This window comes from Streptomyces sp. NPDC039609 (genome assembly GCF_055596705.1).
Genome location: NZ_JBVIUJ010000006.1, coordinates 219,852 through 246,018 on the forward strand (window position 1 = coordinate 219,852; position 26,167 = coordinate 246,018).

A 26,167-nucleotide genomic window follows, 5' to 3' on the forward strand; every position below is an offset into this window, starting at 1 on the left:
CCCATCCGTCGGCCACCACCGCCCTGCTCGCCGGTGCTACGCGCCGACCGCTTCCCCTGCGGCGATACGGACGCCACGGGCCCAGTCCGCCGCCCGCATGGGCTTCTTGCCCTGGGGCTGGACCCAGAGCAGTTCCACGGCGTACGAGCCGGTGCCGACGTACACGTTGTTCTTGCCGACCGCGAGCTCGCCCGGCGTCAGATCGGTACGGTCCGGGACGAGCGCCGCCTGGATCAGCTTGAGGCGCTCGCCGCGGAACAGGGTCCAGGCGCCCGGGGCGGGCGTGCAGCCGCGCACGACGCGGTCCACGCGCAGCGCCGGGGCCTTCCAGTCCACGTGGGCGTCCTCGACCTGGATCTTGGGGGCCAGCGTGATCCCCTCGGCGGGCTGCGGGACGGCCTTCAGGCTGCCGTCCTCGATGCCGTCCATCGTGGCGGCGAGCAGCCCGGCGCCGGCGAAGGCGAGCCGGGTCAGCAGGTCGCCGCTGGTGTCGGTCGGGCGGACGTCCTCGGTGATCACGCCGTAGACCGGACCGGAGTCGAGCCCTTCCTCGATCTGGAACGTCGACGCGCCCGTGACCTCGTCGCCCGCCATCACGGCGTGCTGCACCGGCGCGGCGCCGCGCCAGGCCGGCAGCAGCGAGAAGTGGAGGTTGACCCAACCGCGGGCCGGGATGTCGAGGGCGACCTTGGGCAGCAGCGCGCCGTAGGCCACGACCGGGCAGCAGTCGGGGGCGATCTCGCGGAGCCGCGCGAGGAACGCCTCGTCACGCGGCCGCGCCGGCTTGAGCACCTCGATCCCGGCCTCCTCCGCACGCTGGGCGACCGGGCTCGCGACCAGGTGCCGACCGCGGCCCGCGGGGGCGTCGGGACGGGTGACGACGGCGGCCACCTCGTGCCGACCGGAGGCGAGCAGGGCGTCCAGGGCGGGCACGGCGACCTCGGGGGTGCCTGCGAAGACCAGCTTCACTCGGGGAAACCTCGCATCTCGGGGCGGTGGGGTACCTCCCTGCTCGAGCGGAGCCGAGAGCTTGGGGGAGGGCAGCGCACCAGTCTAGAGGGCGGGGCGCGAGGGGGCGTACGTGAGCCTGAGCGCCCTGCGCATATGCGTGTACGCCCCCGCACCGTGACCCAATCCACGGGTGGCGCGTTGGTCAAGAGAGATTGACCGAAACGGGCCGCTGTCCTCTTCGCGGCCCCACCCTTTACACGCCGGTTCGAGAGGCTTTCACATGGCCGACCACGCCACCCACGACGCCCAAGCCCGGGCGAGTCTGCACCTGTTGGTGCGAGACATCGAGCGGGTCCGGCGGCAGGTGGACGCGCTGCGCACACTCACGGCCCAGCTGGGCAATGTCTACCGCCCGCGCCGCTCCGGCCCGTCGACGGGCTTCGTCGTCTACGGGCGGGCGCCCGCCCCGACCGTCCGGCTCGCCCAGGAACTACGGGACAGTGTCGAGACCTTGGTGACGGCGGCGGTCGACTTCGACCGCTCCCTCGGGTTCTCGTGGGACGCGGTGGGCTCCGCGCTCGGGGTGACGAAGCAGGCGGTCCACCGCCGCTACGGGGCGCGGCGCGCGCCTCAGCCGGGGGCGGTCGTGGAGTCGGACCGCGCCGCGGAGCCGGGCACGACCCGCACGCTGCCGGTGGTGCCGCCGGCCCGCACGATGCCTCCGCAGCCGACCTCCGCGACGCTGCGCGAAGACCCCCGCCCCCCAGCCTTCCCGGGCCCCCGCAACGGCTGACGCCGGCCGCCTGCGCGGGTTGTGCACAGGGCCCTTCGGCACGGTGCACGCCCTCCCCCGTCGCGGGGACCCGTTCTGCCAGGGCGGGCCCACCCTCATCCCCCACCCCGCCGGGTTGTGGGCAGGCCTCCGCAGCACAGTGCCCACCGGCACCCCCCACCCGGGGTTGCGCGTTGCGCAGGACGGTGCCCATCCCTCGACCCCGCCCACGCCGGGGGTAGCGAGGGAGATGCGCGGGTGGGCACCGCGCCCGCGGCACGGGTCACCGCGACGGGGAGGGTGGGCACCGCCCCTGCGGCACGGGCGCCCACGACAGCGTGCGGGCGGCGGCCCAGCGGCAAATGCCCCCACGGAGGTGGGCACCGCCCCGGCGGGTCCGCTGCCCGCAACCCGCACGGGCTGGGCGAGTGGCCGCCACTCCTGGATCGCGGGTGGGAGCCTCCCGACGCGGCGCGCGTCAGCCGATGTCCGGAGGGTCCACCCGGACCCTCACCGGATCGCCCCCACCCCGTGCCAACCGTCCCGCCCGCGCCTTCTTCAGGGCCGCCGCCAGCGCCGCCCCGTTGCCCGGCGGGACGCGGACCAGGGCGCGTTCCCACTGCTCCCCCGGCGGGGTGTCCCCCGGTCGGCGGGGGCCGCCCGCGCGGACGACCGGGAGCGGGACCGGGCCCAACACCTCGGAGTCGTCCGGCAGTTCGGCCGCCTCGAGGAACGACACGACCGCCTCCGGCGGGCCGGACACCGCCGCCATCCGGGAGACCGGCGGGAAGCCCAGCTCGGCCCGCTCCGCCAGCTCGCGCTGGGCGTGTCCGACGGGGTCCCACCTCACGAGCGCCTGCACGGGCCGCAGCGTGGGTTCCGCGACCACCACCACCGTGCCGCCCTCACCCTGCCCGCGCACCAGCGAGGCCGCGTCGATCCAGCGCCGTAGCGCCTCCTCTCCCGCGCGCAGGTCGGGCCGGCCGAGCATCGCCCAGCCGTCGAGGAGCAGCGCGGCCGCGTAGCCGCCCTCTGCGACCGGCTCCGCGCCCGGCGTGGACACCACGAGCGCGGGCCGCCCGGGCACGGTGTCCAGGACGTGGTCACGCCCCGACGTCCGCACCGGCACCGCGGGGAACGCCCGGCCCAGCTCCTCCGCCGTCCGCCGCGCGCCCACGACCTGGGCGCGCAGCCGTGTCGCACCGCACTCCACGCAGTGCCACTCCGGCGCTCCCCGCCCGCACCAACCGCACCGCAGTTCCTGCTGCTCGGGCGCCTCCAGCGGCCCGGCGCAGTGCCGGCAGCGCGCGGGGGTCCGGCAGCGCTCGCACGACAGCCTCGGTACGTAGCCGCGGCGCGGAACCTGGACGAGTACCGGACCGGTCTTCAGGCCCTCCCGTACCGCCTGCCAGGCCAGCGACGGCAGCCGCGCGGCGCGCGCGGCCTCGTCGCGGGCGAGATCGGTGTCTCCCACGGTCCGTACGAGCGGGGCGGCCGCCCGCACATGGTCGCGGCCGGCGATCAGCGGCGCGGCCCAGCCGGACTCGACGAGCTGCGCGGCCTCGACCGTGCAGCTCGTCGAACCGAGCAGGAAGGCGCACTTGTCGTGGGCGGCGCGCAGCAGCAACACGTCACGCGCGTGGGGCTGCGGCGCGTGCGGCTCGCTGTGGCTGCCGTCCCCGTCGTCCCAGATGGCGACGAGCCCGAGGTCACGTATGGGCGCGAACATCGCCGCCCGGGTGCCGACGGCCGCGCGCACGGAGCCCCGCCGTACCGCGAGCCACTGCGCGTACCGCTTCTCGGGTCCGGTCTCGGCGGTGAGCAGCGCGTGCCGTCCCGGCCCCAGGAGCGTCGTCAGCGCGGCGTCCACGCGCCCGGCGGCCCGTCCGTCGGGTACGACGACGAGCGCGCCCCGCCCGGAGGCGAGCGTCGCGCCCACGGCGCGGGCCAGCTCCTCGGCCCAGTACGGCCCCGGCAGCGCGTTCCAGACCGCCCGCGGGGCCCCGCCCCGGGCCAGGGCGTCCAGGAAGGCCGTGCCGCGCTCGTACCGCGCCCAGGTGCCCGCCTCGGGCGCGGCGGGCGGCGGCAGTGGCTCCGGGGACGCCTTGCCCTCGGCGCGGGCGCTGCGGGGCGGGATCGCCAGCTGGAGCACGTCCGCGAGGCTCCCCGCGTACCGGTCGGCGACGGCCCGCGCGAGCCCGAGGAGGTCTGCGCTCAGCACCGGCTCGGGCGACACGACGTCGGCGAGCGCGGCCAGCGCGCCCTTGTAGTCGGACTCGGCCCGCCGCTCGATCAGGAAGCCGTCGATCAGCCTCCCGCCCTCGCGCCGCCCGTCCCTGACCTGGTGCGACCCGGCCCCGAACCGCACCCGCACCCGCACCCCGGGCTGGGCTACGGCGTCCAGCTCCTCGGGCACGGCGTAGTCGAAGAACTGGTCGAGGTGGAGCACCCCCTTGTTGACCACCACCCGCGCGACGGGCAGCTCCTTGGCCAACGCGGCCCCTCGCCACGTCCGCGGCTTGGCCCGCGGCACCTTCGCCTTCCGCACGGACTCCCGAATGAGCGCGAGCTGCTCGTGCGACTCACCGGCCGCACCCTCGGGCGTCTCGTTCTCGCTGCTCACAGCCACATACCTACCAGACCCCACCGACACCCGGCCCGGGACCGGACGCGCGGAAGCCCGGCTCCCCCACAAGGGTGCCGGGCTTCCGCATCGTGCCTTGTCGGCGCCTAGAGGCCCGCGGCCTTGCGCAGCGCCTCCACGCGGTCCGTGCGCTCCCAGGTGAAGTCGGGGAGCTCGCGGCCGAAGTGGCCGTACGCCGCGGTCTGGGCGTAGATCGGGCGGAGCAGGTCGAGGTCGCGGATGATCGCGGCCGGGCGGAGGTCGAAGACCTCGCCGATGGCGTTCTCGATCTTCTCGGTCTCGATCGTGTTGGTGCCGAAGGTCTCGACGAAGAGGCCCACGGGCTCCGCCTTGCCGATCGCGTACGCGACCTGGACCTCGCAGCGCGAGGCGAGGCCCGCGGCCACGACGTTCTTGGCGACCCAGCGCATGGCGTAGGCGGCCGAGCGGTCGACCTTGGACGGGTCCTTGCCGGAGAAGGCACCGCCGCCGTGGCGGGCCATGCCGCCGTAGGTGTCGATGATGATCTTGCGGCCGGTGAGGCCGGCGTCGCCCATCGGGCCGCCGATCTCGAAGCGTCCGGTCGGGTTGACCAGCAGGCGGTAGCCCTCGGTGTCGAGCTTGATGCCGTCTTCCAGGAGCTGCTTGATGACGTGCTCGACGACGAACTCGCGGATGTCGGGCGCGAGCAGCGACTCGAGGTCGATGTCGGAGGCGTGCTGCGAGGAGACCACGACCGTGTCGAGGCGGACGGCCTTGTCACCGTCGTACTCGATGGTGACCTGGGTCTTGCCGTCGGGGCGCAGGTACGGGATGGTCCCGTTCTTGCGGACCTCGGTCAGCCGGCGGGAGAGCCGGTGCGCGAGGTAGATCGGGAGGGGCATCAGCTCGGGGGTCTCGTCCGACGCGTAGCCGAACATCAGGCCCTGGTCGCCGGCGCCCTGCTTGTCCAGCTCGTCCTCGTCGCCCTCGACGCGCTTCTCGTACGCCGTGTCGACGCCCTGCGCGATGTCCGGGGACTGCGACCCGATGGAGACCGAGACGCCGCAGGACGCGCCGTCGAAGCCCTTCTTCGAGGAGTCGTACCCGATCTCGAGGATCTTGTTCCGTACGAGGGTGGGGATGTCGGCCCACGCCTTCGTGGTCACCTCACCGGCGACGTGCACGAGGCCGGTGGTGATCAGCGTCTCGACGGCGACGCGGGAGGTGGGGTCCTCGCGGAGGAGCGCGTCGAGAATGGTGTCGCTGATCTGGTCAGCGATCTTGTCGGGGTGACCTTCGGTCACGGACTCCGAAGTGAACAGACGACGGGACACAATGCTCCCTGGGGTTGCAGCGGCTGCTGGCTGAACAATGTCGGACGGCAGGGGGCTGCGCCCCGCGACGTACCGCGACCAGTCTATCGGGCGTGCTCGGACATTGGGCCAGGTGTCTCGCAAGGTGGGAGCCGGAGGCTCATGAAATCCGGCCTCACACGCTTGACGAACACCCGCTCCGATCCCCCGAGGGGACCGGATTCCCGGGATTTCACTCCGCCGGGTCGGTGAATTCCGGACGATCGGAGGATTCCCCGGAATTCCCCGCGGGCATGGTCCGCAGGCGTGGTGCGACCAGGTCCCAGACCGTTTCCGCGAGGGCTTCCTTCGGTCCGTAGGGTACGGGCGTGTCGGTGCCGTCGGCGCTGAGCACCACGGCCTCGTTCTCCTCGGATCCGAAGGTCTTGCGCTCTCCCACCTCGTTGACCACGAGCAGGTCACAGCCCTTGCGGCGGAGCTTCTCCCGGCCGTTGGCGAGGACGTCGTCGGTCTCGGCGGCGAAGCCGACGATCAGCTGACCGGGAAAGGCCCGGTCGGCGGAGATCTCGGCGAGGATGTCGGGGTTGCGGACCAGTTCGACGGTCGGCGCCTCGACGCCGTCCCGCTTCTTGATCTTCCCCGATGCGTAGACCGCCGGGCGGAAGTCCGCGACGGCGGCCGCCATGACCACGGCGTCGGCGTCGGCCGCCGCCTTGAGGACGGCCTCGCGCAGTTGGATCGCGGTGCCCACGTGGACCACGTCGACGCCGGCCGGGTGCGGGATGCCGGTGTTGGCCTCGACGAGGGTGACCCGGGCGCCACGGGCGGCGGCGGCCTTGGCCAGGGCGTAGCCCTGCTTGCCGGAGGAGCGGTTGCCCAGGTAGCGGACCGGGTCCAGGGGCTCACGGGTGCCGCCCGCGCTGACCACGACATGGCGGCCGACGAGGTCGGGAGCTGCGGTGCCGCGGGCGAGGATCCGACGGCAGACCTCGAAGATCTCGGCGGGGTCGGGCAGCCGGCCCTTGCCGGTGTCGACGCCGGTCAGCCGGCCGACGGCGGGCTCGATGACGACGGCGCCGCGGCGGCGCAGCGTGGCCACGTTCTCCTGGGTGGCCGGGTGCTCCCACATCTCGGTGTGCATCGCCGGCGCGAAGACGACCGGACAGCGGGCGGTGAGCAGCGTGTTCGTCAGGAGGTCGTCGGCGAGGCCGTGGGCGGCCTTGGCGAGCATGTCGGCCGTTGCGGGGGCCACGACGACGAGGTCGGCGGCCTGCCCGATCCGTACGTGCGGGACCTCGTGGACGGACTCCCACACCTCGGTGGAGACGGGGTTGCCGGAGAGGGCCGACCAGGTGGCCGCGCCGACGAAGTTCAGGGCCGAGGCGGTCGGCACGACGCGTACGTCGTGGCCGGACTCGGTCAGCCGCCGGAGCAGCTCACAGGCCTTGTACGCGGCGATGCCGCCGCTGACCCCCAGAACGACCTTCGGCTTGGTCACCACTGCCACTCCCCGCGCTCGGATGCGTACTCGGATGCGTACGTCTCCATGAGACACCACAGGCCCGGCGGTTGTTCCGCCGGGCCTGAGGTGATGAACGTTACGTGCTTACTGCGCCGGGCCCTCGATGGCCTCGGAGGTCAGCAGACCCGCGTTGATCTCGCGCAGGGCGATCGAGAGCGGCTTCTCGTGGACGTGGGTGTCGACGAGCGGACCGACGTACTCGAGCAGGCCCTCGCCGAGCTGCGAGTAGTACGCGTTGATCTGACGCGCGCGCTTGGCCGCGTAGATCACGAGGCTGTACTTCGAGTCGGTGGCCTCGAGCAGCTCGTCGATCGGCGGGTTGATGATGCCCTCGGGCGCGGTGATGGAAGAGGACACGCTCTAGCCTTCCGAAGAAACTTCTGGGTGAGCTGATCGGGATGATCAGATCCAGGTGATCAGAAAAAGATCAAACAACGTTCATCAAGGCTAGCAGCTCACGCGCCACGTCCTCGACGGAGGTGTTGACCAGGGTGGTGTCGAACTCCGTCTCGGCGGCCAGTTCGATCTTGGCGGCCTCCAGCCGACGCTCGATGACCTCGGGCGACTCGGTGCCGCGGCCGGTGAGCCGGCGGACCAGCTCGTCCCAGCTCGGCGGGGCCAGGAAGACCAGCTGCGAATCCGGCATGGACTCCTTGACCTGCCGGGCGCCCTGGAGGTCGATCTCCAGGAGGACCGGCTCGCCGGCCTCCAGGCGCTCCAGGACCGCCGCACGCGGAGTGCCGTAGCGGTTGCCCGCGAACTCGGCCCACTCGAGGAGTTCCCCGTTGGCGACCAGCTTGTCGAATTCGTCGTCCGTGACGAAGAAGTACTGGACGCCGTGCTTCTCGCCGGGTCGCGGCTTTCGTGTCGTGGCCGACACCGAGAGCCAGACCTCGGGGTGGACCTTGCGCATATGAGCGACGACCGTGCTCTTGCCCACCCCGGAGGGGCCGGAGAGCACGGTCAGCCGCGGACGTACCTCTGCTGCCATGCAGCGATTATTCCAGCTTTACGGGGGTGCCTGGGACGGCAGTCCCGTCTCAGGCGCCGGTGCTGCCGAACTCGCGCTCCAGGGAGGCGATCTGGTTGGAACCGAGCCCGCGCACACGACGGCTCTCGGAGATGCCGAGCCGCTCCATGATCTGCTTGGCGCGGACCTTGCCCACGCCCGGGAGCGACTCCAGCAGCGCGGAGACCTTCATCTTGCCGATGACGTCGTTCTCCTGGCCGGTCTTGATCACCTCGTGGAGGGAGGCGCCGGAGTGCTTGAGTCGATTCTTGACCTCGGCCCGCTCCCGGCGAGCCGCGGCGGCCTTTTCGAGCGCGGCTGCGCGCTGTTCAGGGGTAAGGGGCGGAAGAGCCACGCCTACGTCACCTCGGATGTCGAACTGTCGGATACGGACCGGTGAGGAACCTAGTCGCCCCACACCAGTGGAGCAACGATCAACGGGGTGACCGCTGAACGCTGACTCTGCCCCGGAGACTAGCGGCCAATGTCTCTCCAGTCAGCGAGAACAAGCGAAAAGTCCTGGTCAGCATCGACCGACCAGGACTTTTCGGGCATAACGACCGGGTTTTGAGCCAAGTTCTTGTCACAGAGTGAGACGGCCCCGACCTGCGGATTGGCCCGGTGGGCGGTCAGGAGCCGACGGCCTCGCGGATTTCGGTCGCGTACTGCTCGGCGGAGGCCCGCAGGGCCGCGGCGTCCGGGCCGTGCTTCAGGACGCCCCGGCTGACGTTCGGGACCACGTTCCGGACCGCGGCACCGAAGACGGCCGGGAGATCGGCCGGGGTGGCACCCTGGGCGCCGATGCCGGGAGCCAGGAGCGGGCCGTTGATGTCCAGGTCGAAGGAGGACAGGTCGCCGAGCGTCGCGCCGACGACCGCGCCGAAGGAGCCCATCGGGGTCTCCCCCGCGTTCTCCTCCGCGAGGTGGGCCAGCATGGTCGCGCCGATCGTACGGCCGTCCTCGCGGACCGCCCGCTGAACCTCCGCGCCCTCCGGGTTGGAGGTGAGGGCCAGGACGAAGAGGCCCGCGCCGGACTCCCTCGCCAGGTCGACGGCCGGCTTGAGCGAGCCGTAGCCGAGGTACGGGGAGACCGTGAGGGCGTCCGAGAAGAGCGGGGAGTCCTTCCGGAGGAAGGTCTCGGCGTAGGCGGCCATCGTGGAGCCGATGTCGCCGCGCTTGGCGTCCATCACGACCAGGCCGCCCGCCGCCCGCAGCTCGGCGACGGCGCGCTCCAGGACGGCGACACCGCGCGAGCCGAAGCGTTCGAAGAACGCCGACTGCGGCTTGAAGACGGCCACGGTCTCGGCGAGAGCCTCCACCACGGTGTACGTGAAGCGTTCCAGGCCGGCGATGTCGTCGCCGAGGCCCCAGGAGTCGAGGAGCGCGGCGTGCGGGTCGATGCCGACGCAGAGCGGGCCGCGCTCGTCCATGGCGGAGCGCAGCCGGGTTCCGAAGGAGAGAGTCACTTGGCGGCGGCCTTTCGGTTGTCGGCGCCGACGGCCTCGGCGAGGGTGGCGTACGGGGAGGCGGCGAGGCGCGCCGCGAGGCCCTTGTGGATGGCGCGGGCGTAGAACGGGCCCTCGTAGATGAAGGCGCTGTAGCCCTGGATCAGGGTGGCGCCGGCCAGGATGCGCTGCCAGGCGTCCTCGGCGTTCTCGATGCCGCCCACGCCCACGAGGACCAGCCGGTCCCCCACGCGCGCGTGGAGGCGCCTGAGGACCGCGAGGGAGCGCTCCTTGACGGGCGCGCCGGACAGGCCGCCGGTCTCCTTGATCAACGCCGGGTCGGACTTCAGACCCAGGCCCTCGCGGGCGATGGTGGTGTTGGTGGCGATGATGCCGTCGAGGCCGAGCTCCAGGGCCAGGTCGGCGACGGCGTCGACGTCCTCGTCCGCGAGGTCGGGGGCGATCTTGACCAGGAGCGGGACGCGGCGGTCGGTGACGGTGCGGTCGGCCGCTTCGCGTACCGCGGTGAGCAGTGGGCGGAGCGACTCGGTGGCCTGGAGGTTGCGCAGGCCGGGCGTGTTCGGCGAGGAGACGTTCACGACCAGGTAGTCGGCGTGCGCGGCGAGGCGCTCGGTGGACTTCACGTAGTCGGCGGCCGCCTCGGCCTCCGGCACGACCTTGGTCTTGCCGATGTTGACGCCCACGACGGTCCTGAAGACCGGCACGCGCGCGTGGAGGCGGGCGGCGACGGCGGCGGAGCCCTCGTTGTTGAAGCCCATGCGGTTGATCAGGGCGCGGTCCGGAACCAGCCGGAAGAGGCGCTTCTTGGGGTTGCCGGGCTGGGCCTCGCCGGTGACCGTGCCGATCTCGACGTGGTCGAAGCCGAGCATCGACATGCCGTCGATCGCGACGGCGTTCTTGTCGAAGCCGGCGGCGAGGCCGAAGGGGCCGTGCATCCGCAGGCCGAGGGCCTCGGTGCGCAGCTCCTTGTGGCGGGGCGCGAGGACCGCGGCGACGAAGGTGCGCAGGACGGGGACGCGGGCGGCGAGGCGGATCCAGCGGAAGGCCAGGTAGTGGGCCTTCTCGGGGTCCATGCGCTTGAAGACGAGGTTGAAGAAGAACTTGTACATGTGGGTGTCCTCAGCAAGAGGGGGACACCGTTTCCGGTGTCCCCCTCGTGGGTTGCTAGTCGCGGGCCGCGATCAGGTGTTCGGCGTGTTCCTGGAGCGAGCGGACGCCGACATCGCCGTGGTTGAGCGCGTCGATGCCCTGGACGGCCGCGGCGAGCGCCTGGACCGTGGTGAGGCACGGGACGGAGCGGGCCACCGCCGCCGTACGGATGTCGTAGCCGTCGAGGCGGCCGCCGGTGCCGTACGGGGTGTTGACGATCAGGTCGACCTGGCCGTCGTGGATCAGCTGGACGATCGTCTTCTCGCCGTTCGGGCCCTCGCCCTCGGACTGCTTGCGCACGATCGTGGCGTTGATGCCGTTGCGCTTGAGCACCTCCGCCGTGCCCGAGGTGGCCATCAGCTCGAAGCCGTGGGCGACCAGCTCGCGCGCCGGGAAGATCATCGAGCGCTTGTCGCGGTTGGCGACGGAGATGAACGCGCGGCCCTTGGTGGGCAACGGGCCGTAGGCGCCGGCCTGCGACTTGGCGTAGGCCGTGCCGAAGACCGCGTCGATGCCCATGACCTCGCCGGTCGAGCGCATCTCCGGGCCGAGGACGGTGTCCACACCGCGGCCGTGCACGTCGCGGAAGCGGCTCCACGGCATCACGGCCTCCTTGACGGAGATCGGCGCGTCGAGCGGCAGGGTGCCGCCGTCGCCGGTCTTCGGCAGCAGGCCCTCCTCGCGCAGCTCGGCGATGGTGGCGCCGAGCGAGATGCGGGCGGCGGCCTTCGCGAGCGGGACGGCGGTCGCCTTCGAGGTGAAGGGGACGGTCCGGGAGGCGCGCGGGTTGGCCTCCAGGACGTAGAGGATGTCACCGGCCATGGCGAACTGGATGTTGATCAGTCCGCGGACCCCGACGCCCTTGGCGATGGCCTCGGTGGAGGCGCGCAGGCGCTTGATGTCGAAGCCGCCGAGGGTGATCGGGGGCAGGGCGCAGGCCGAGTCGCCGGAGTGGATGCCGGCCTCCTCGATGTGCTCCATGACGCCGCCGAGGTAGAGCTCGTGGCCGTCGTAGAGCGCGTCGACGTCGATCTCGATGGCGTCGTCGAGGAAGCGGTCGACCAGGACCGGCCGGGTGGGGCTGATCTCGGTGGACTCGGCGATGTACGACTCCAGGCGGGTCTCGTCGTAGACGATCTCCATGCCGCGGCCGCCGAGCACGTACGAGGGGCGTACGAGGACGGGGTAGCCGATCTCGTCGGCGATGGCCTTGGCGCCGGCGAAGGTGGTCGCGGTGCCGTGCTTGGGGGCCGGGAGGCCGGCATCGGCGAGGACCTGGCCGAAGGCGCCGCGGTCCTCGGCGGCGTGGATGGCCTCCGGGGAGGTGCCGACGACCGGCACGCCGTTGTCCTTGAGCGCCTGGGCCAGACCCAGCGGGGTCTGGCCGCCGAGCTGGACGACGACACCGGCGACGGGGCCGGCCAGCGTCTCGGCGTGGACGATCTCCAGCACGTCCTCGAGCGTCAGCGGCTCGAAGTACAGGCGGTCGGAGGTGTCGTAGTCCGTCGAGACGGTCTCCGGGTTGCAGTTGACCATCACGGTCTCGTAGCCCGCGTCGCTGAGCGCGAAGGAGGCGTGGACGCAGGAGTAGTCGAACTCGATGCCCTGGCCGATGCGGTTCGGGCCGGAGCCCAGGATGATCACCGCGGGCTTCTCGCGCGGGGCGACCTCGCTCTCCTCGTCGTAGGACGAGTAGAAGTACGGGGTCTTGGCGGCGAACTCGGCGGCGCAGGTGTCGACCGTCTTGTAGACCGGGCGGACGCCGAGCGCGTGCCGGACCTCGCGGACGACGTCCTCGCGCAGGCCGCGGATCTCGGCGATCTGGGCGTCGGAGAAGCCGTGGCGCTTGGCCTCGGCCAGGATCTCCGGGTGCAGCTTCTCGACGGCTGCCAGCTCGTCGGCGATCTCCTTGATCAGGAAGAGCTGGTCGACGAACCAGGGGTCGATCTTCGTGGCGTCGAAGACCTCCTGGGGGGTGGCGCCGGCGCGGATGGCCTGCATGACGGTGTTGATGCGGCCGTCGGTCGGGCGGACCGACTCGCGCAGCAGCTCGTCCTTGTCGCCGGGCTCGCCGACGAAGGTGAACTGCGAGCCCTTCTTCTCCAGCGAGCGGAGGGCCTTCTGGAGCGCCTCGGTGAAGTTCCGGCCGATGGCCATGGCCTCGCCGACCGACTTCATGGTCGTTGTCAGCGTGGAGTCGGCGGAGGGGAACTTCTCGAAGGCGAAGCGCGGGGCCTTGACGACGACGTAGTCGAGCGTGGGCTCGAAGGACGCCGGGGTCTTCTCCGTGATGTCGTTCGGGATCTCGTCCAGCGTGTAGCCGACGGCGAGACGGGCCGCGATCTTGGCGATCGGGAAGCCGGTCGCCTTGGAGGCGAGGGCGGAGGAGCGGGAGACGCGCGGGTTCATCTCGATGACGATGATCCGGCCGTCGTCCGGGTTGACCGCGAACTGGATGTTGCAGCCGCCGGTGTCGACGCCGACCTCTCGGATGATCGCGATGCCGATGTCGCGCAGCCGCTGGTACTCGCGGTCGGTGAGGGTCATCGCCGGGGCGACCGTGATGGAGTCACCGGTGTGGACGCCCATCGGGTCGAAGTTCTCGATGGAGCAGACGACCACGACGTTGTCGTTCTTGTCGCGCATCAGCTCCAGCTCGTACTCCTTCCAGCCGAGGATGGACTCCTCCAGGAGCACCTCGGTGGTGGGAGAGAGCGTGAGGCCCTGGCCGGCGATGCGGCGGAGCTCGTCCTCGTCGTGGGCGAAGCCGGAGCCGGCGCCGCCCATGGTGAAGGAGGGGCGGACGACGACGGGGTAGCCGCCGAGCGTCTCGACGCCCTGGAGGACGTCGTCCATGGAGTGGCAGATCACGGAGCGGGCGGACTCGCCGTAACCGATCTTGGCCTTGACGGCCTCGACGACACCCTTGAAGAGGTCGCGGTCCTCGCCCTTGTTGATGGCCTCGACGTTGGCGCCGATGAGCTCGACGCCGTACTTCTCGAGGACGCCCTGCTCGTGCATGGAGATCGCGGTGTTGAGCGCGGTCTGGCCGCCGAGGGTGGGCAGGAGCGCGTCGGGGCGCTCCTTGGCGATGATCTTCTCGACGAACTCGGGGGTGATCGGCTCGACGTACGTGGCGTCGGCGATCTCCGGGTCGGTCATGATCGTCGCCGGGTTGGAGTTGACCAGGATCACCCGCAGGCCCTCGGCCTTGAGGATGCGGCAGGCCTGGGTGCCGGAGTAGTCGAACTCGGCGGCCTGGCCGATGACGATCGGGCCGGAGCCGATGACCAGGACGGACTGGATATCGGTGCGCTTAGGCACGCTCGGCCTCCATCAGGGATACGAAGCGGTCGAAGAGGTACGCGGCGTCGTGCGGGCCCGCGGCCGCCTCGGGGTGGTACTGGACGGAGAAGGCCGGCTGGTCGAGCAGCTGCAGGCCCTCCACGACGTCGTCGTTCAGGCAGACGTGCGAGACCTCGGCACGCCCGTAGGGGGTCTCGGAGACCTTGTCGAGGGGCGCGTCGACGGCGAAACCGTGGTTGTGCGCGGTGACCTCGACCTTGCCGGTGGTGCGGTCCTGCACCGGCTGGTTGATGCCTCGGTGGCCGTACTTCAGCTTGTACGTGCCGAAGCCGAGCGCGCGGCCGAGGATCTGGTTGCCGAAGCAGATGCCGAAGAGCGGCGTCTTCCGCTCCAGGACCGCCTGCATGACGGAGACCGGGTGGTCGGCGGTGGCCGGGTCGCCCGGGCCGTTGGAGAAGAACACGCCGTCCGGGGCGACCGCGTACACGTCCTCGACGGTGGCGGTGGCGGGCAGCACGTGGACCTCGATGCCGCGCTCGGCCATCCGGTGCGGGGTCATGCCCTTGATGCCGAGGTCGATCGCGGCGACGGTGAACTTCTTGGTGCCGATCGCGGGGACGACGTACGTCTCCTTGGTGGCGACCTCGGCGGAGAGGTCCGCGCCCTTCATCTCGGGGGCCTGGCGGACCTCGGCGAGCATGGTGCCCTCGTCGGGCAGCGCGTTGCCCGAGAAGATGCCGACGCGCATGGCGCCGCTCTCGCGCAGGTGGCGGGTGAGGGCGCGGGTGTCGATGCCGGAGATGCCGACGACGCCCTGGGCGGCCAGCTCCTCGTCCAGGGAGCGCTGGGCACGCCAGTTGGAGGAGACGCGGGCGGGGTCGCGGACGACGTAGCCGGAGACCCAGATACGGGAGGACTCGGGGTCCTCGTCGTTGACGCCGGTGTTGCCGACGTGCGGGGCCGTCATCACGACGACCTGGCGGTGGTACGACGGGTCGGTGAGGGTCTCCTGGTAGCCGGTCATGCCGGTGGAGAACACGGCCTCGCCGAAGGTCTCCCCCACGGCCCCGTAGGCGCGGCCGCGGAAGATGCGGCCGTCCTCCAGGACGAGTACGGCGGGAACCTTGTCGGCTCCCCTTGTGGAGGTCGTCATCGTGCGGTGCCTTCCGTCGTGCTTACGTGGTTCATGGAGTTGATGGCCTCGACCCAGGCGGTGTGCTCGGCGGCGCGGTCGGACCGGAAGCCGGAGTCGAGGAGCTTCTCGCCGTGCGCCCAGGTGACGATCAGCAGCCCGCCCTCGGCGAGGACCTTGCCGGCGATGCCCTTGTCGAGGCGGGCCTCGCGCAGCGCGGCGGCGGGGACGAAGAAGTCGTTCGCTCCGGGGCGTACGGCCTCGATCCCGGCGTCGGTGAGCGTGAGCTCGACGCGGCTGCGGGTGCCCAGACCGTGGGCGACGATCCGGTCGAGCCACTGCCCGGCGGTCGTCGAGCCGTGGTAGCGCCCGCTGAGGGTCAGTTTCGCCTCGCCGGGCGCGTCCGGCGCGCTGGGGAGCTCGGGGAGGTCCGACTGGAGGCTGCCGCGCCACTTCCATCCCTGGCGCATCAGCCAGTAGACGAACGCGATGAAGAGCAGGAGCCCGGCGACCCAGCCGAGCCGTCCGGCCCAGTCGGTCACCTCGGCCGACTTCTTCTCAGCCTCGGCTGCGAATTCGATGAGTGATGTCACGCCAGCTTCCCGTCCACGACCGTCGCACGGCCCCGCAGGAAGGTGTGGGTGACACGTCCCGGCAGCTCGCGGCCCTCGTAGGGGGTGTTGCGGCTGCGGGAGGCGAAGCCCGCGGGGTCCACGGGTCCACGGTATGCCGGATCGACCAGCGTCAGGTTCGCGGGCTCACCTGCCGAGACGGGGCGTCCGTGGCCCGTGGCCTGCCCGATCCGGGCGGGCTTGACGGACATGCGGTCGGCGACGCCGGCCCAGTCGAGCAGTCCGGTCTCGACCATCGTCTCCTGGACGACGGAGAGCGCGGTCTCCAGGCCGACCATGCCCATGGCGGCCGCGGCCCACTCGCAGTCCTTGTCCTCGTGCGGGTGCGGGGCGTGGTCGGTGGCGACGATGTCGATGGTGCCGTCGGCGAGGGCCTCGCGGAGCGCCATGACATCACGCTCGGTGCGCAGCGGCGGGTTGACCTTGTAGACCGGGTTGTAGCTCCGGACCATCTCGTCGGTGAGGAGGAGGTGGTGCGGGGTGACCTCGGCGGTGACGTCGATGCCGCGGGACTTGGCCCAGCGGACGATCTCGACCGAGCCGGCGGTGGAGAGGTGGCAGATGTGGACGCGGGAGCCGACGTGCTCGGCGAGGAGGACGTCGCGGGCGATGATCGACTCCTCGGCGACGGCGGGCCAGCCGCCGAGACCGAGCTCGGCGGAGACGATGCCCTCGTTCATCTGGGCGCCCTCGGTGAGGCGGGGCTCCTGGGCGTGCTGGGCGACGACTCCGCCGAAGGCCTTCACGTACTCGAGGGCGCGGCGCATGATCACGGCGTCGTCGACGCACTTGCCGTCGTCGGAGAAGACGGTGACGCCGGCGGCGGAGTCGTGCATGGCGCCGAGCTCGGCGAGCTTCTTGCCCTCGAGGCCGACGGTGACGGCGCCGATGGGCTGCACGTCGCAGTAGCCGGACTCCTTGCCGAGCCGGTAGACCTGCTCGACGACTCCGGCGGTGTCGGCGACCGGGAAGGTGTTGGCCATGGCGAAGACCGCCGTGAAGCCGCCGGAGGCTGCGGCGCGGGTGCCGGTGAGGACGGTCTCGGAGTCCTCGCGGCCGGGCTCGCGCAGGTGGGTGTGGAGGTCGACGAGACCGGGCAGGAGGATCTGCCCCTCGGCCTCGACGACCGTCGCGCCCTCGGCCGGCAGGTCGGACCCGACCTGGGCGATGGTCTCGCCGTCGATCAGGACGTCCTGGGCCTCGCCGCCGAGGACCTTCGCACCGCGGATCAGGATCTTGCTCATGATTACTTGCTCTCCTCGGTACGAGTGACGGTGGCGGCGGGCTCGGAACCGCCGAGCAGCAGGTAGAGAACGGCCATGCGGATGGAGACGCCGTTGGCGACCTGCTCGACGACCGTGCAGCGGTCGGAGTCGGCGACCTCGGCGGTGATCTCCATGCCGCGGACCATGGGGCCGGGGTGCATGACGATGGCGTGCTCGGGCATCTTCGCCATCCGCTCGCCGTCGAGCCCGTACCGCCGCGAGTACTCGCGCTCGGTCGGGAAGAAGGCCGCGTTCATCCGCTCACGCTGCACACGCAGCATCATCACCGCGTCGGACTTCGGCAGCACGCTGTCGAGGTCGTAGCTGACGGCGCAGGGCCAGGTCTCGACGCCGACCGGGACCAGCGTGGGCGGGGCCACCAGGGTGACCTCGGCGCCGAGGGTGTGGAGCAGGTCGACGTTCGAGCGGGCGACCCGGCTGTGCAGGACGTCGCCCACCAGGGTGATGCGCTTGCCCGCGAGGTCCTGGCCGAGGCCGGCGTCGCGGCCGACGAGGCGGCGGCGCATGGTGAAGGCGTCCAGCAGGGCCTGGGTGGGGTGCTGGTGGGTGCCGTCGCCGGCGTTGATGACGGGGGCGTCGATCCAGCCGGAGGTGGCGAGCCGGTAGGGCGCTCCGGAGGCGCTGTGGCGGATGACGACGGCGTCGACGCCCATCGCCTCCAGGGTCTGGGCGGTGTCCTTCAGGGACTCGCCCTTGGAGACGCTGGAGCCCTTGGCCGCGAAGTTGATCACGTCGGCGGAGAGGCGCTTCTCGGCGGCCTCGAAGGAGATCCGGGTGCGGGTGGAGTCCTCGAAGAACAGGTTGCAGATCGTTCGGCCGCGCAGGGTGGGCAGCTTCTTGATCGGCCGGTCGGCCACCCGGGCCATCTCCTCGGCGGTGTCGAGGATGAGGACGGCGTCGTCGCGGGTGAGGTCGGCGGCCGAGATGAGGTGACGCATCATCGGGTTTCGCTCCGTGGTGGCGAGGTGTGAGGGCGTGCGGGCACGCAGGGGTGTGCCCTGGACCCGTCGGGGTGCCGGTACGGCTAGGAGGAGGACTTGCTGCCGAGCAGGACGGTGTCGCGACCGTCCTCTTCGGCGAGCTGGACCTTGACCGTCTCCCGCAGCGACGTGGGGAGGTTCTTGCCGACATAGTCGGCGCGGATCGGGAGTTCGCGGTGGCCTCGGTCGACGAGGACCGCGAGCTGGACGGCGCGAGGGCGGCCGATGTCGCCGAGCGCGTCGAGCGCGGCGCGGATCGTCCGGCCGGAGAAGAGCACGTCGTCGACGAGGACGACCAGGCGGCCGTCGATGCCGTCACCGGGGATCTCGGTGCGGCCGATGGCGCGCGCGGGCTTCATCCGCAGGTCGTCGCGGTACATGGTGATGTCGAGCGAGCCGACCGGGATGGTGCGTCCGGTGATCTCGGCGAGCTTGTCGGCCAGCCGGCGGGCGAGGAAGACGCCACGCGTGGGGATGCCGAGGAGAACCACGTCGTCCGCGCCCTTGGCGCGCTCGACGATCTCGTGGGCGATGCGGGTCAGTACCCGCGCGATGTCGGGGCCCTCGAGAACGGGCCGTGCGGCATCGGTCTGCTGCTGTGCGTCCATATGAAACGGACCTCCTTCTCCGCCTCACGGGACGGACCTTAAAGGACGTCGAAATTGCGCCACCGACTCTACCAGGGGCGGGCGACTCCCCAGCTCACCACCCTGCCGCCACTCCGGGCGCCGTCCCCCGGGAGGGGGCGGTATGGACCATTCGGCTTGACGGGAAAGAGTAACGCTGCGTAACCTCACAGTGAGTTACCAGCCAGGCGGCGGAGCCGCACGTTGTCTACAGCGTCCAGCGTCCGGGGAGCTATATGTCCAGCGAATACGCAAAGCAGCTCGGGGCCAAGCTCCGTGCCATCCGCACCCAGCAGGGCCTTTCCCTCCACGGTGTGGAAGGGAAGTCCCAGGGCCGCTGGAAGGCCGTCGTCGTCGGCTCGTACGAGCGCGGTGACCGCGCCGTGACGGTGCAGCGACTCGCCGAGCTTGCGGACTTCTACGGCGTTCCGGTGCAGGAGCTCCTGCCCGGCACGACCCCGGGCGGGGCCGCCGAGCCGCCGCCGAAGCTCGTTCTCGACCTCGAGCGACTTGCCCACGTCCCGCAGGAGAAGGCCGGCCCCCTGCAGCGCTACGCGGCGACGATCCAGTCGCAGCGCGGCGACTACAACGGAAAGGTGCTGTCGATCCGCCAGGACGACCTGCGCACGCTCGCCGTCATCTACGACCAGTCGCCCTCGGTGCTGACCGAGCAGCTGATCAGCTGGGGCGTCCTGGACGCGGACGCGCGCCGCGCCGTCGCCCACGAGGACAACTGAGCAGAAACGTTGCCGCCGGGGCGGGGAAGGGCCTGAGGGCCTTCCCCGCCCCGGCGGTTTCTCTGTGCCCGGAGAGACCCGGAGAGGGCCCGGAGAGACCGGAGAAGCCCCGGGAGGCCCGGGGAGGCCCGGAGAACGCCTGGAGACACGCCGAAGGGGCCCGCAGCACGATGTGTGCTGCGGGCCCCTTCGACTGCCGGGGACCGCCGGTTCAGGCGTCCCGGCGAAGGCGCGGCTTCAGGTCCTTGAAGCGGGCCAGAAGGCCGTTGACGAACGTCGGGGACTCGTCGGTGGAGAACTCCTTGGCGAGCTGCACCGCCTCGTCGATCGCCACGGCGTCCGGCGTCTCGTCGGCCCAGATCAGCTCGTACGCGCCGAGGCGCACGATGTTCCGGTCGGCGACCGGCATCCGGTCCAGGTCCCAGTCCACCGCGTAGGTGGCGATGAGCTCGTCGATCCGGTTCGCGTGGTCCGCGTACCCCTCGACCAGCTGCATCGTGAACTCGTTGACCGGCGGCTGACGGTCGTCGGACCGCGCGTGCCGTACCCAGTCCGCGAGGACCTGCTGCACGGACGCACCGCGCTGGTCGGCCTCGAAGAGGATCTGGAAGGCGCGCTTACGGGCCTTGCTGCGGGCAGCCACGGTTAGCTGTTCACCCGGCCGAGGTAGTCGCTGCTGCGGGTGTCGACCTTGATCTTCTCACCGGTGGTGATGAAGAGCGGGACCTGGATCTCGTGGCCGGTCTCCAGCGTGGCCGGCTTGGTGCCGCCGGTGGAGCGGTCGCCCTGGACGCCCGGGTCGGTGTGCTGGATGGTCAGCTCGACGGCGGCGGGGAGCTCGACGTAGAGCACCGAGCCCTCGTGCTGCGCGACCGAGGCGGTGAAGCCCTCGATCAGGAAGTTGGCGGCGTCGCCGACGGCCTTGCGGTCGACGTGCAGCTGGTCGTAGGTCTGCATGTCCATGAAGACGAAGTAGTCGCCGTCCATGTACGAGAACTGCATGTCGCGGCGGTCGATGGTGGCCGTCTCGACCTTCACGCCGGCGTTGAAGGTCTTGTCGACCACCTTGCCGGAGAGCACGTTCTTGAGCTTGGTGCGCACGAAGGCCGGGCCCTTGCCGGGCTTGACGTGCTGGAACTCGACGACGGACCAGAGCTGGTCCCCGTCGAGCTTGAGCACCATGCCGTTCTTGAGGTCGTTCGTGGAAGCCACGGTTGCGGAATCTCCTGGACTGACGCGGGACCAGGGAGGCGTACGCGCCCTACAGCGCGAGCAGCTCCTTGGTCGTAATGGTGAGTAGCTCGGGTCCGCCGTCCGCCTCCTGGCGCACGACGAGCGTGTCATCGATCCGGACACCGCCCCGGCCCGGGAGGTGGACCCCCGGTTCGACGGTGACCGGCACACAAGCGTCCAGTTTACCCATGGCCGAGGGTGCGAGCTGCGGGTCCTCGTCGATTTCCAGACCGACACCGTGCCCGGTGAGGGACGGAGCGGCCTCTCCGTGGCCCGCGGCGTCCAGGATCTGGCGGGCCGCGCGGTCCACGTCGCGGTACTCGGCGCCGGGTGCCAGGGACTCCCGGCCCGCCCGCTGAGCGGCGAAGACGAGGTCGTACAGCTCGATCTGCCAGTCGGCGGGGGTCGTCCCGATGACGAACGTACGGCCGATCTCGCAGCGGTAGCCGCGATAGTTGGCGCCGAGACAGACGGAGAGGAAATCCCCTTCCTCGACCCGGCGATCGGAGGGCCGGTGGCCGCCACGGCCGGAGTTCGGTCCGGTGGCCACAGAGGTCGGGAAGGCGGCGCCGTCCGCGCCGTGGTCGACGAGCCGGCGTTCCAGCTCCAGGGCGAGATGCCGCTCGGTCCGCCCGACCAGGATGGATTCCAGCAGCTCTCCCAGGGCCTGGTCGGCGATCTCGGCCGCGATCCGCAGACAGGCGATCTCGTCCTCGTCCTTGACGATCCTCAGCTGCTCCACGGCTCCGCCGAGGTCGGCGAGCTGGAGCTGCGGCGCGACCGAGCCCATGGCCCGGTGGCGAGCCACGGTCAGATGATGCTCCTCGACGGCGAGAGCGTCCGCGCCCGCCTTGCGGGCGAAGTCGACGGCCGCGACGGCCGGATCACCGCCGGCCGCGGGCAGCACGGCCTGTCGGAGCAGCTCGTCGAGCCGCCCGTCGGCCGGATCGGCGCCGGGCGTGGTGGGGCAGAGCAGTACGTCCTCGTCCGGGCCGATCAGCAGCACGGCGCCGAGGGGTGAACCGCCCGCGAGATAGCGGACGTTGGCGGGGCGGGAGACCAGGGCCGCCGGGGCGCCGGCCGCCGCGCACCGGTCGCGCAGCCGCACCCGGCGGTCCGCATACACCTCTGACATGTTCCGAGCCTACGAGGGACGGGCCGCCCCGGCCTGCTCAGCGCGGCCGACCGGGCCATCAGGCGCCGCATCGGGCCGTCACCAGGCGGGCGGGCTCGCTATGGACCGGGCCAGGACCTCGTCGAGGACGCGGGCGGTGGTCTCGACGTCGTACTTGGAGTTGTCGATGATCGGCAGGCCTGAGCCGTACCAGCCGGCCATCCGCCCGTGGATGGAGGCGACCTCCTCGTCCGACAGGCGCCGGTTGCCGCTGCGCTCGGCGTTGCGCTCCAGGACGATCTCCAGGCCCGGCAGGAGGACGACCGGAAGCAGTCCGGGGCCGACGTGCCGCTTCCAGCCGCCGAGGCCGACGACCGGACGGTCGGGGAAGACGGCGTCGTCGAGGATGCACGAGATGCCGTTGGCGAGGAAGTTGCGGGCGGCGAAGCCGCAGGTGCGACGGGCGAGGCGGTACTGGGCCTCGGAGTGCTCGTTCCAGCCGGACTGGGGGTCGGCGAAGCCGGAGCAGACCCACTCGCGGACGTCGTCGAGGCTGATGTGCGCGGTGGGCACACGGCGGCGGGCGGCCCAGTGACGGGCGACGGTCGTCTTGCCGGCACCCGCGGGGCCGATCAGGAGGACGGCGAGGGTCGCCGTGCCGGTGCCGGGCTCGGCGGGGTGCGGCGGGGGTATGGCGACGGGCGGCAACTGGACGTGCCCGGTGGTGTCGCGCGGCGCCGGGGCCGGCTGTGCAGGATGCGGCGGCACACCGCCGGCCGTCCAGCCGGGGGCGGGCGGCGCGGTGGGGTGGGGCGCCTGTGGTGGGCCGGGGGGAACGGGGTGGGGGTGCGGATGCGGTGCCTGGTGTCCGCCCTGCGCCATCGGCGGTCGCCCGGCGCCCTGCGCCCATCCCGAGGATTCGGGCGGTGGCAACGGAGCCCCCACTGCGTGCTGCATCCGGTGCCACTCCGTCTCGTACGGCCGATACTTCCAGGAACGTTACCGCCCCCGGCCTCCACAGGGGGAACGGCCGGGGGCGGTACGAAGTGCCCTGCGAGGCGAGTTCGCCTCCGGGGACGCTCGCTGTCAGTCGGTCAGTTCCTCCGCCAGCGCCCGCAGGGCGAGCCGGTAGGAGCCGATCCCGAATCCGGCAACGGTCCCGGTCGCGACCGCGGCGACGACCGAGGTGTGCCGGAATTCCTCGCGGGTGTACGGGTTCGAGATGTGCACCTCGATCAGCGGAGCGGTCCGCTGGGCGGCCGCGTCGCGCATCCCGTACGAGTAGTGCGTGAACGCACCCGGGTTGAGAACGACCGGAATCGAGCCGTCCGCGGCCTCGTGCAGCCAGCGGATCATCTCGCCCTCGTCGTTGGTCTCCCGCACGTCGACGTCGAAGCCGAGTTCGGTCCCGAGGGCCCGGCAGGACTCCACAAGGCCCTTGTACGACGTGGCGCCGTAGATGTCGGGCTCGCGGGAGCCGAGCCGGCCGAGGTTCGGGCCGTTCAGCACGAGGACGGGACGGAGGTCGCTCACGCGGACACCTCGCCGTAGGCCGCGATCAGCACGGCCGGGTCCGGGCCTTCGAGCACGGTCGGCTTGCCGAGCCCGTCGAGGACGATGAAGCGCAGCAGGTCGCCGCGGGACTTCTTGTCGACCTTCATGGTCTCCAGCAGCTTGGGCCACTGGTCGCCGCGGTAGGTGAGCGGCAGTCCGACCGACTCCAGGACCGAGCGGTGGCGGTCGGCCGTGGCGTCGTCGAGCCGGCCGGCGAGCCTGCCGAGTTCGGCGGCGAAGACCATGCCGACGGAGACGGCCGCGCCGTGCCGCCACTTGTACCGCTCGTTCTTCTCGATGGCGTGGGCGAGCGTGTGACCGTAGTTCAGGATCTCGCGCAGCCCCGACTCCTTGAGGTCGCCGGATACGACCTCCGCCTTGACCTTGATCGAGCGGACGATCAGCTCCGCGGTGTGCGGTCCGGCCGGCGTACGGGCCGCCTGCGGGTCCGCCTCCACCAGGTCCAGGATCACCGGGTCGGCGATGAAGCCGGCCTTGATGATCTCCGCCATGCCGCTGACGTAGTCGTTGACCGGCAGCGAGTCCAGCGCGGCCAGGTCGCAGAGGACGCCGGCGGGCGGGTGGAAGGCGCCGACGAGGTTCTTGCCCTCGGCGGTGTTGATGCCGGTCTTGCCGCCGACGGCCGCGTCGACCATGCCGAGGACGGTGGTCGGTACGGCGATCCAGCGCACGCCGCGCAGCCAGGTGGCTGCCACGAAGCCGGCGAGGTCGGTCGTCGAACCGCCGCCGACACCGACGATGACATCGGTGCGGGTGAAGCCGGTCTGGCCGAGCGCCTTCCAGCAGTACTGCGCGACCTCGGCGGTCTTGGCCTCCTCGGCGTTGGGCACCTGGATGGCGACGGCCTCGAAGCCCTGGTCGGCGAGGTCGGCCCGCAGGGCCTCGCCCGTCTCCGCCAGCGCCTCGGGGTGGATCACGGCGACGCGCTTGGCCTTCTGCCCGATCAGGGCGGGCAGCTCACCGAGCAGCTGCCGCCCGACCAGCACCTCGTACGGATCCGTGCCCGCCGAACCGCCGACCTGGATTCGGGTCACTTCCTGGTCCGTCATACGTCCTTCTTCAGCTCCAGTGCGTCGAGGACCGCGTCCGCGACCTCTTCGGGGGTGCGGTCGTCGGTGGCGACGACGACCCGGGCGACTTCGGTGTAGAGGTGGCGGCGTGCCTCCATCAGCTCGCGCCACTGGCGGCGCGGGTTGACGGCGAGCAGCGGCCGCGCGGTGTTGAGCCCGACACGGCGTACGGCCTCCTCGACGTCCATCGAGAGATAGGCGACCGGCAGTCCGGTGAGGAGTGCGCGGGTGCCGGCGTCGAGGACCGCGCCGCCGCCCAGCGCGAGGACGCCCTCGTGCTCGGCGACCGCGGTCCGTACGGCGTCACGCTCCAGCGCGCGGAAGTGCTCCTCGCCGTCCTCGATGAAGATGTCCGAGATCTCACGGCCCTGGGCGGCGACGATGTCGGCGTCGGTGTCCCGGTAGGGCGCGCCGAGCAGCTCGGCGACGAGCGCGCCCACCGTGGACTTGCCGGACCCCATGGGCCCGACCAGGACGACCAGGGGTCCGGTCACCGGATCTGGAGGTTGTCGAGGTACGACTGGACGTTGCGGCGGGTCTCCGGGACGCTGTCGCCGCCGAACTTCTCGACGACGGCGTCCGCGAGGACGAGCGCGACCATGGCTTCGGCGACGATGCCGGCAGCGGGGACGGCGCAGACGTCGGAACGCTGGTGGTGGGCCTGGGCGGCCTCGCCGGTGGCGACGTCGACGGTGGCGAGCGCGCGCGGGACGGTCGCAATCGGCTTCATCGCGGCGCGGACACGGAGCAGCTCACCGGTGGTCAGACCGCCCTCGGTACCGCCGGAGCGGCCGGTGGTGCGCTTGATGCCGTCGTCGGTCCGCACGATCTCGTCGTGCGCCTTCGAGCCGGGCACACGGGCGAGCTCGAAGCCGTCGCCGACCTCGACTCCCTTGATGGCCTGGATGCCCATGAGCGCGGCGGCGAGCCGCGCGTCGAGGCGGCGGTCCCAGTGGACGTGGGAGCCGAGGCCGACGGGCACGCCGTACGCGAGGACCTCGACGACGCCGCCGAGGGTGTCGCCGTCCTTGTGGGCCTGGTCGATCTCCGCGACCATCGCCTTCGACGCGTCCGCGTCGAGGCAGCGCACGGGGTCGGCGTCGAGCTTCTCGACGTCGGCGGGGGTCGGGTAGACGCCGTACGGGGCCTTGGCGGCCGCCAGCTCCACGACGTGGGAGACGATCTCGATGCCCGCGGCCTCCTTGATGAAGGACCGGGCGACGGCTCCGAGGGCGACGCGGGCGGCGGTCTCACGGGCGCTGGCGCGCTCCAGGATCGGCCGGGCCTCGTCGAAGCCGTACTTCTGCATACCGGCGAGATCGGCGTGCCCGGGGCGGGGCCGGGTCAGGGGCGCGTTACGGCCCGTCTCCTTGAGTTCGGCGGGGTCGACCGGGTCGGCCGCCATGACCTTCTCCCACTTGGGCCACTCGGTGTTGCCGACCATCACGGCGATCGGCGAGCCGAGGGAGAGCCCGTGGCGGACACCACCCAGGAAGGTGATCTCGTCCTGCTCGAACTTCATGCGCGCGCCGCGCCCATAGCCGAGGCGCCGCCGCGCGAGGTGGTCCGCCACGAGCTCCGTGGTGACCGGGACGCCGGCGGGAAGGCCCTCCAGCGTCGCGACCAGCGCGGGTCCGTGGGACTCTCCGGCTGTCAGCCAGCGCAACCTGCTCAACGATGCTCCTCATG

General features: G+C 71.6%; 25 protein-coding genes. 2 read left to right on the forward strand and 23 right to left on the reverse strand.

The window, feature by feature from the left end:
• Positions 1 to 36: 36 nt before the first annotated feature.
• Positions 37 to 969 carry a methionyl-tRNA formyltransferase gene (gene fmt, locus ACZ561_RS19245; RefSeq protein ID WP_470996365.1) on the reverse strand — a complete coding sequence of 311 codons (933 nt, stop codon included), beginning with the start codon at positions 967 to 969 and terminating at the stop codon, positions 37 to 39.
• Positions 970 to 1,231: 262 nt separating this feature from the next.
• Between fmt and ACZ561_RS19250 the strand changes: the two genes are divergently transcribed.
• On the forward strand, positions 1,232 to 1,744 hold the full coding sequence (locus ACZ561_RS19250) for a hypothetical protein (RefSeq protein WP_376443269.1): 513 nt from the start codon (positions 1,232 to 1,234) through the stop codon (positions 1,742 to 1,744).
• A gap of 457 nt (positions 1,745 to 2,201) precedes the next feature.
• On the opposite strand, the gene ACZ561_RS19255 is transcribed toward ACZ561_RS19250, so the two are convergent.
• The 14 genes from ACZ561_RS19255 to pyrR all read right to left on the reverse strand — a co-directional run bounded on the left by ACZ561_RS19255 (position 2,202) and on the right by pyrR (position 18,731).
• Positions 2,202 to 4,346, reverse strand: a complete 2,145-nt coding sequence (locus tag ACZ561_RS19255; RefSeq protein ID WP_470996368.1) for a primosomal protein N' — start codon at positions 4,344 to 4,346, stop codon at positions 2,202 to 2,204.
• 107 nt (positions 4,347 to 4,453) lie between these two features.
• Positions 4,454 to 5,662 (reverse strand): methionine adenosyltransferase, encoded by a 1,209-nt coding sequence (gene metK / locus ACZ561_RS19260; RefSeq protein WP_362371761.1) that lies wholly within the window; start codon positions 5,660 to 5,662, stop codon positions 4,454 to 4,456.
• A gap of 211 nt (positions 5,663 to 5,873) precedes the next feature.
• The gene (gene coaBC, locus ACZ561_RS19265; protein WP_470996372.1) at positions 5,874 to 7,139 is read right to left on the reverse strand and encodes a bifunctional phosphopantothenoylcysteine decarboxylase/phosphopantothenate--cysteine ligase CoaBC; all 1,266 of its coding nucleotides are present in this window, start codon (positions 7,137 to 7,139) and stop codon (positions 5,874 to 5,876) included.
• A gap of 108 nt (positions 7,140 to 7,247) precedes the next feature.
• Entirely contained in the window at positions 7,248 to 7,520 is a 273-nt protein-coding gene (gene rpoZ, locus ACZ561_RS19270; RefSeq protein WP_005319902.1) for a DNA-directed RNA polymerase subunit omega, read from the reverse strand.
• Between the two features lie 70 nt (positions 7,521 to 7,590).
• Positions 7,591 to 8,154, reverse strand: a complete 564-nt coding sequence (gene gmk / locus ACZ561_RS19275) for a guanylate kinase (RefSeq protein ID WP_260231124.1) — start codon at positions 8,152 to 8,154, stop codon at positions 7,591 to 7,593.
• Positions 8,155 to 8,203: 49 nt separating this feature from the next.
• Positions 8,204 to 8,527 (reverse strand): integration host factor, encoded by a 324-nt coding sequence (locus ACZ561_RS19280; RefSeq protein ID WP_030204477.1) that lies wholly within the window; start codon positions 8,525 to 8,527, stop codon positions 8,204 to 8,206.
• 274 nt (positions 8,528 to 8,801) lie between these two features.
• A complete protein-coding gene (gene pyrF / locus ACZ561_RS19285) occupies positions 8,802 to 9,638 on the reverse strand; it encodes an orotidine-5'-phosphate decarboxylase (protein ID WP_470996377.1) in 837 nt (278 codons plus the stop codon).
• The gene (locus ACZ561_RS19290; protein ID WP_470996380.1) at positions 9,635 to 10,747 is read right to left on the reverse strand and encodes a quinone-dependent dihydroorotate dehydrogenase; all 1,113 of its coding nucleotides are present in this window, start codon (positions 10,745 to 10,747) and stop codon (positions 9,635 to 9,637) included. Before ACZ561_RS19290 ends, pyrF begins: the two co-directional genes overlap by 4 nt.
• A 55-nt stretch (positions 10,748 to 10,802) precedes the next feature.
• Positions 10,803 to 14,111 (reverse strand): carbamoyl-phosphate synthase large subunit, encoded by a 3,309-nt coding sequence (gene carB, locus ACZ561_RS19295; protein ID WP_470996382.1) that lies wholly within the window; start codon positions 14,109 to 14,111, stop codon positions 10,803 to 10,805.
• Entirely contained in the window at positions 14,104 to 15,246 is a 1,143-nt protein-coding gene (gene carA, locus ACZ561_RS19300) for a glutamine-hydrolyzing carbamoyl-phosphate synthase small subunit (protein WP_470996385.1), read from the reverse strand. The genes carB and carA overlap by 8 nt, the downstream gene beginning before the upstream one ends.
• Positions 15,243 to 15,818, reverse strand: a complete 576-nt coding sequence (locus ACZ561_RS19305; RefSeq protein WP_470996388.1) for a PH-like domain-containing protein — start codon at positions 15,816 to 15,818, stop codon at positions 15,243 to 15,245. The genes carA and ACZ561_RS19305 overlap by 4 nt, the downstream gene beginning before the upstream one ends.
• Positions 15,815 to 17,101 (reverse strand): dihydroorotase, encoded by a 1,287-nt coding sequence (locus ACZ561_RS19310; RefSeq protein ID WP_470996389.1) that lies wholly within the window; start codon positions 17,099 to 17,101, stop codon positions 15,815 to 15,817. The genes ACZ561_RS19305 and ACZ561_RS19310 overlap by 4 nt, the downstream gene beginning before the upstream one ends.
• Positions 17,102 to 17,103: 2 nt before the next feature.
• Positions 17,104 to 18,084 (reverse strand): aspartate carbamoyltransferase catalytic subunit, encoded by a 981-nt coding sequence (locus ACZ561_RS19315; RefSeq protein ID WP_329122859.1) that lies wholly within the window; start codon positions 18,082 to 18,084, stop codon positions 17,104 to 17,106.
• Between the two features lie 83 nt (positions 18,085 to 18,167).
• On the reverse strand, positions 18,168 to 18,731 hold the full coding sequence (gene pyrR / locus ACZ561_RS19320; protein WP_470996392.1) for a bifunctional pyr operon transcriptional regulator/uracil phosphoribosyltransferase PyrR: 564 nt from the start codon (positions 18,729 to 18,731) through the stop codon (positions 18,168 to 18,170).
• A gap of 254 nt (positions 18,732 to 18,985) precedes the next feature.
• Here pyrR and bldD point away from each other — a divergent pair, with 254 nt between their 5' ends.
• Complete coding sequence (bldD, locus tag ACZ561_RS19325) at positions 18,986 to 19,486, forward strand: transcriptional regulator BldD (RefSeq protein WP_470996395.1); 501 nt, start codon at positions 18,986 to 18,988, stop codon at positions 19,484 to 19,486.
• A 211-nt stretch (positions 19,487 to 19,697) separates the two neighbouring features.
• Here the strand turns inward: bldD and nusB are convergent, their stop codons facing one another.
• From nusB to aroC, 8 genes are all read right to left on the reverse strand, one after another.
• Positions 19,698 to 20,129: a transcription antitermination factor NusB gene (nusB, locus tag ACZ561_RS19330; RefSeq protein WP_376444042.1), complete on the reverse strand. Its 432-nt coding sequence runs from the start codon at positions 20,127 to 20,129 to the stop codon at positions 19,698 to 19,700.
• 2 nt (positions 20,130 to 20,131) lie between these two features.
• Positions 20,132 to 20,698: an elongation factor P gene (gene efp / locus ACZ561_RS19335; RefSeq protein ID WP_318108096.1), complete on the reverse strand. Its 567-nt coding sequence runs from the start codon at positions 20,696 to 20,698 to the stop codon at positions 20,132 to 20,134.
• A gap of 49 nt (positions 20,699 to 20,747) precedes the next feature.
• Complete coding sequence (locus tag ACZ561_RS19340) at positions 20,748 to 21,854, reverse strand: aminopeptidase P family protein (RefSeq protein WP_470996399.1); 1,107 nt, start codon at positions 21,852 to 21,854, stop codon at positions 20,748 to 20,750.
• Between the two features lie 78 nt (positions 21,855 to 21,932).
• On the reverse strand, positions 21,933 to 22,790 hold the full coding sequence (locus ACZ561_RS19345; RefSeq protein ID WP_470996402.1) for an AAA family ATPase: 858 nt from the start codon (positions 22,788 to 22,790) through the stop codon (positions 21,933 to 21,935).
• Between the two features lie 129 nt (positions 22,791 to 22,919).
• A complete protein-coding gene (locus tag ACZ561_RS19350) occupies positions 22,920 to 23,366 on the reverse strand; it encodes a type II 3-dehydroquinate dehydratase (protein WP_470996404.1) in 447 nt (148 codons plus the stop codon).
• The gene (gene aroB, locus ACZ561_RS19355) at positions 23,363 to 24,457 is read right to left on the reverse strand and encodes a 3-dehydroquinate synthase (protein WP_470996407.1); all 1,095 of its coding nucleotides are present in this window, start codon (positions 24,455 to 24,457) and stop codon (positions 23,363 to 23,365) included. The genes ACZ561_RS19350 and aroB overlap by 4 nt, the downstream gene beginning before the upstream one ends.
• Positions 24,454 to 24,939, reverse strand: coding sequence for a shikimate kinase (locus ACZ561_RS19360; RefSeq protein WP_376444046.1), 486 nt, complete (start codon positions 24,937 to 24,939; stop codon positions 24,454 to 24,456). Before ACZ561_RS19360 ends, aroB begins: the two co-directional genes overlap by 4 nt.
• A gap of 29 nt (positions 24,940 to 24,968) precedes the next feature.
• Positions 24,969 to 26,153 (reverse strand): chorismate synthase, encoded by a 1,185-nt coding sequence (gene aroC / locus ACZ561_RS19365; protein WP_470996410.1) that lies wholly within the window; start codon positions 26,151 to 26,153, stop codon positions 24,969 to 24,971.
• Positions 26,154 to 26,167 lie beyond the last annotated feature (14 nt).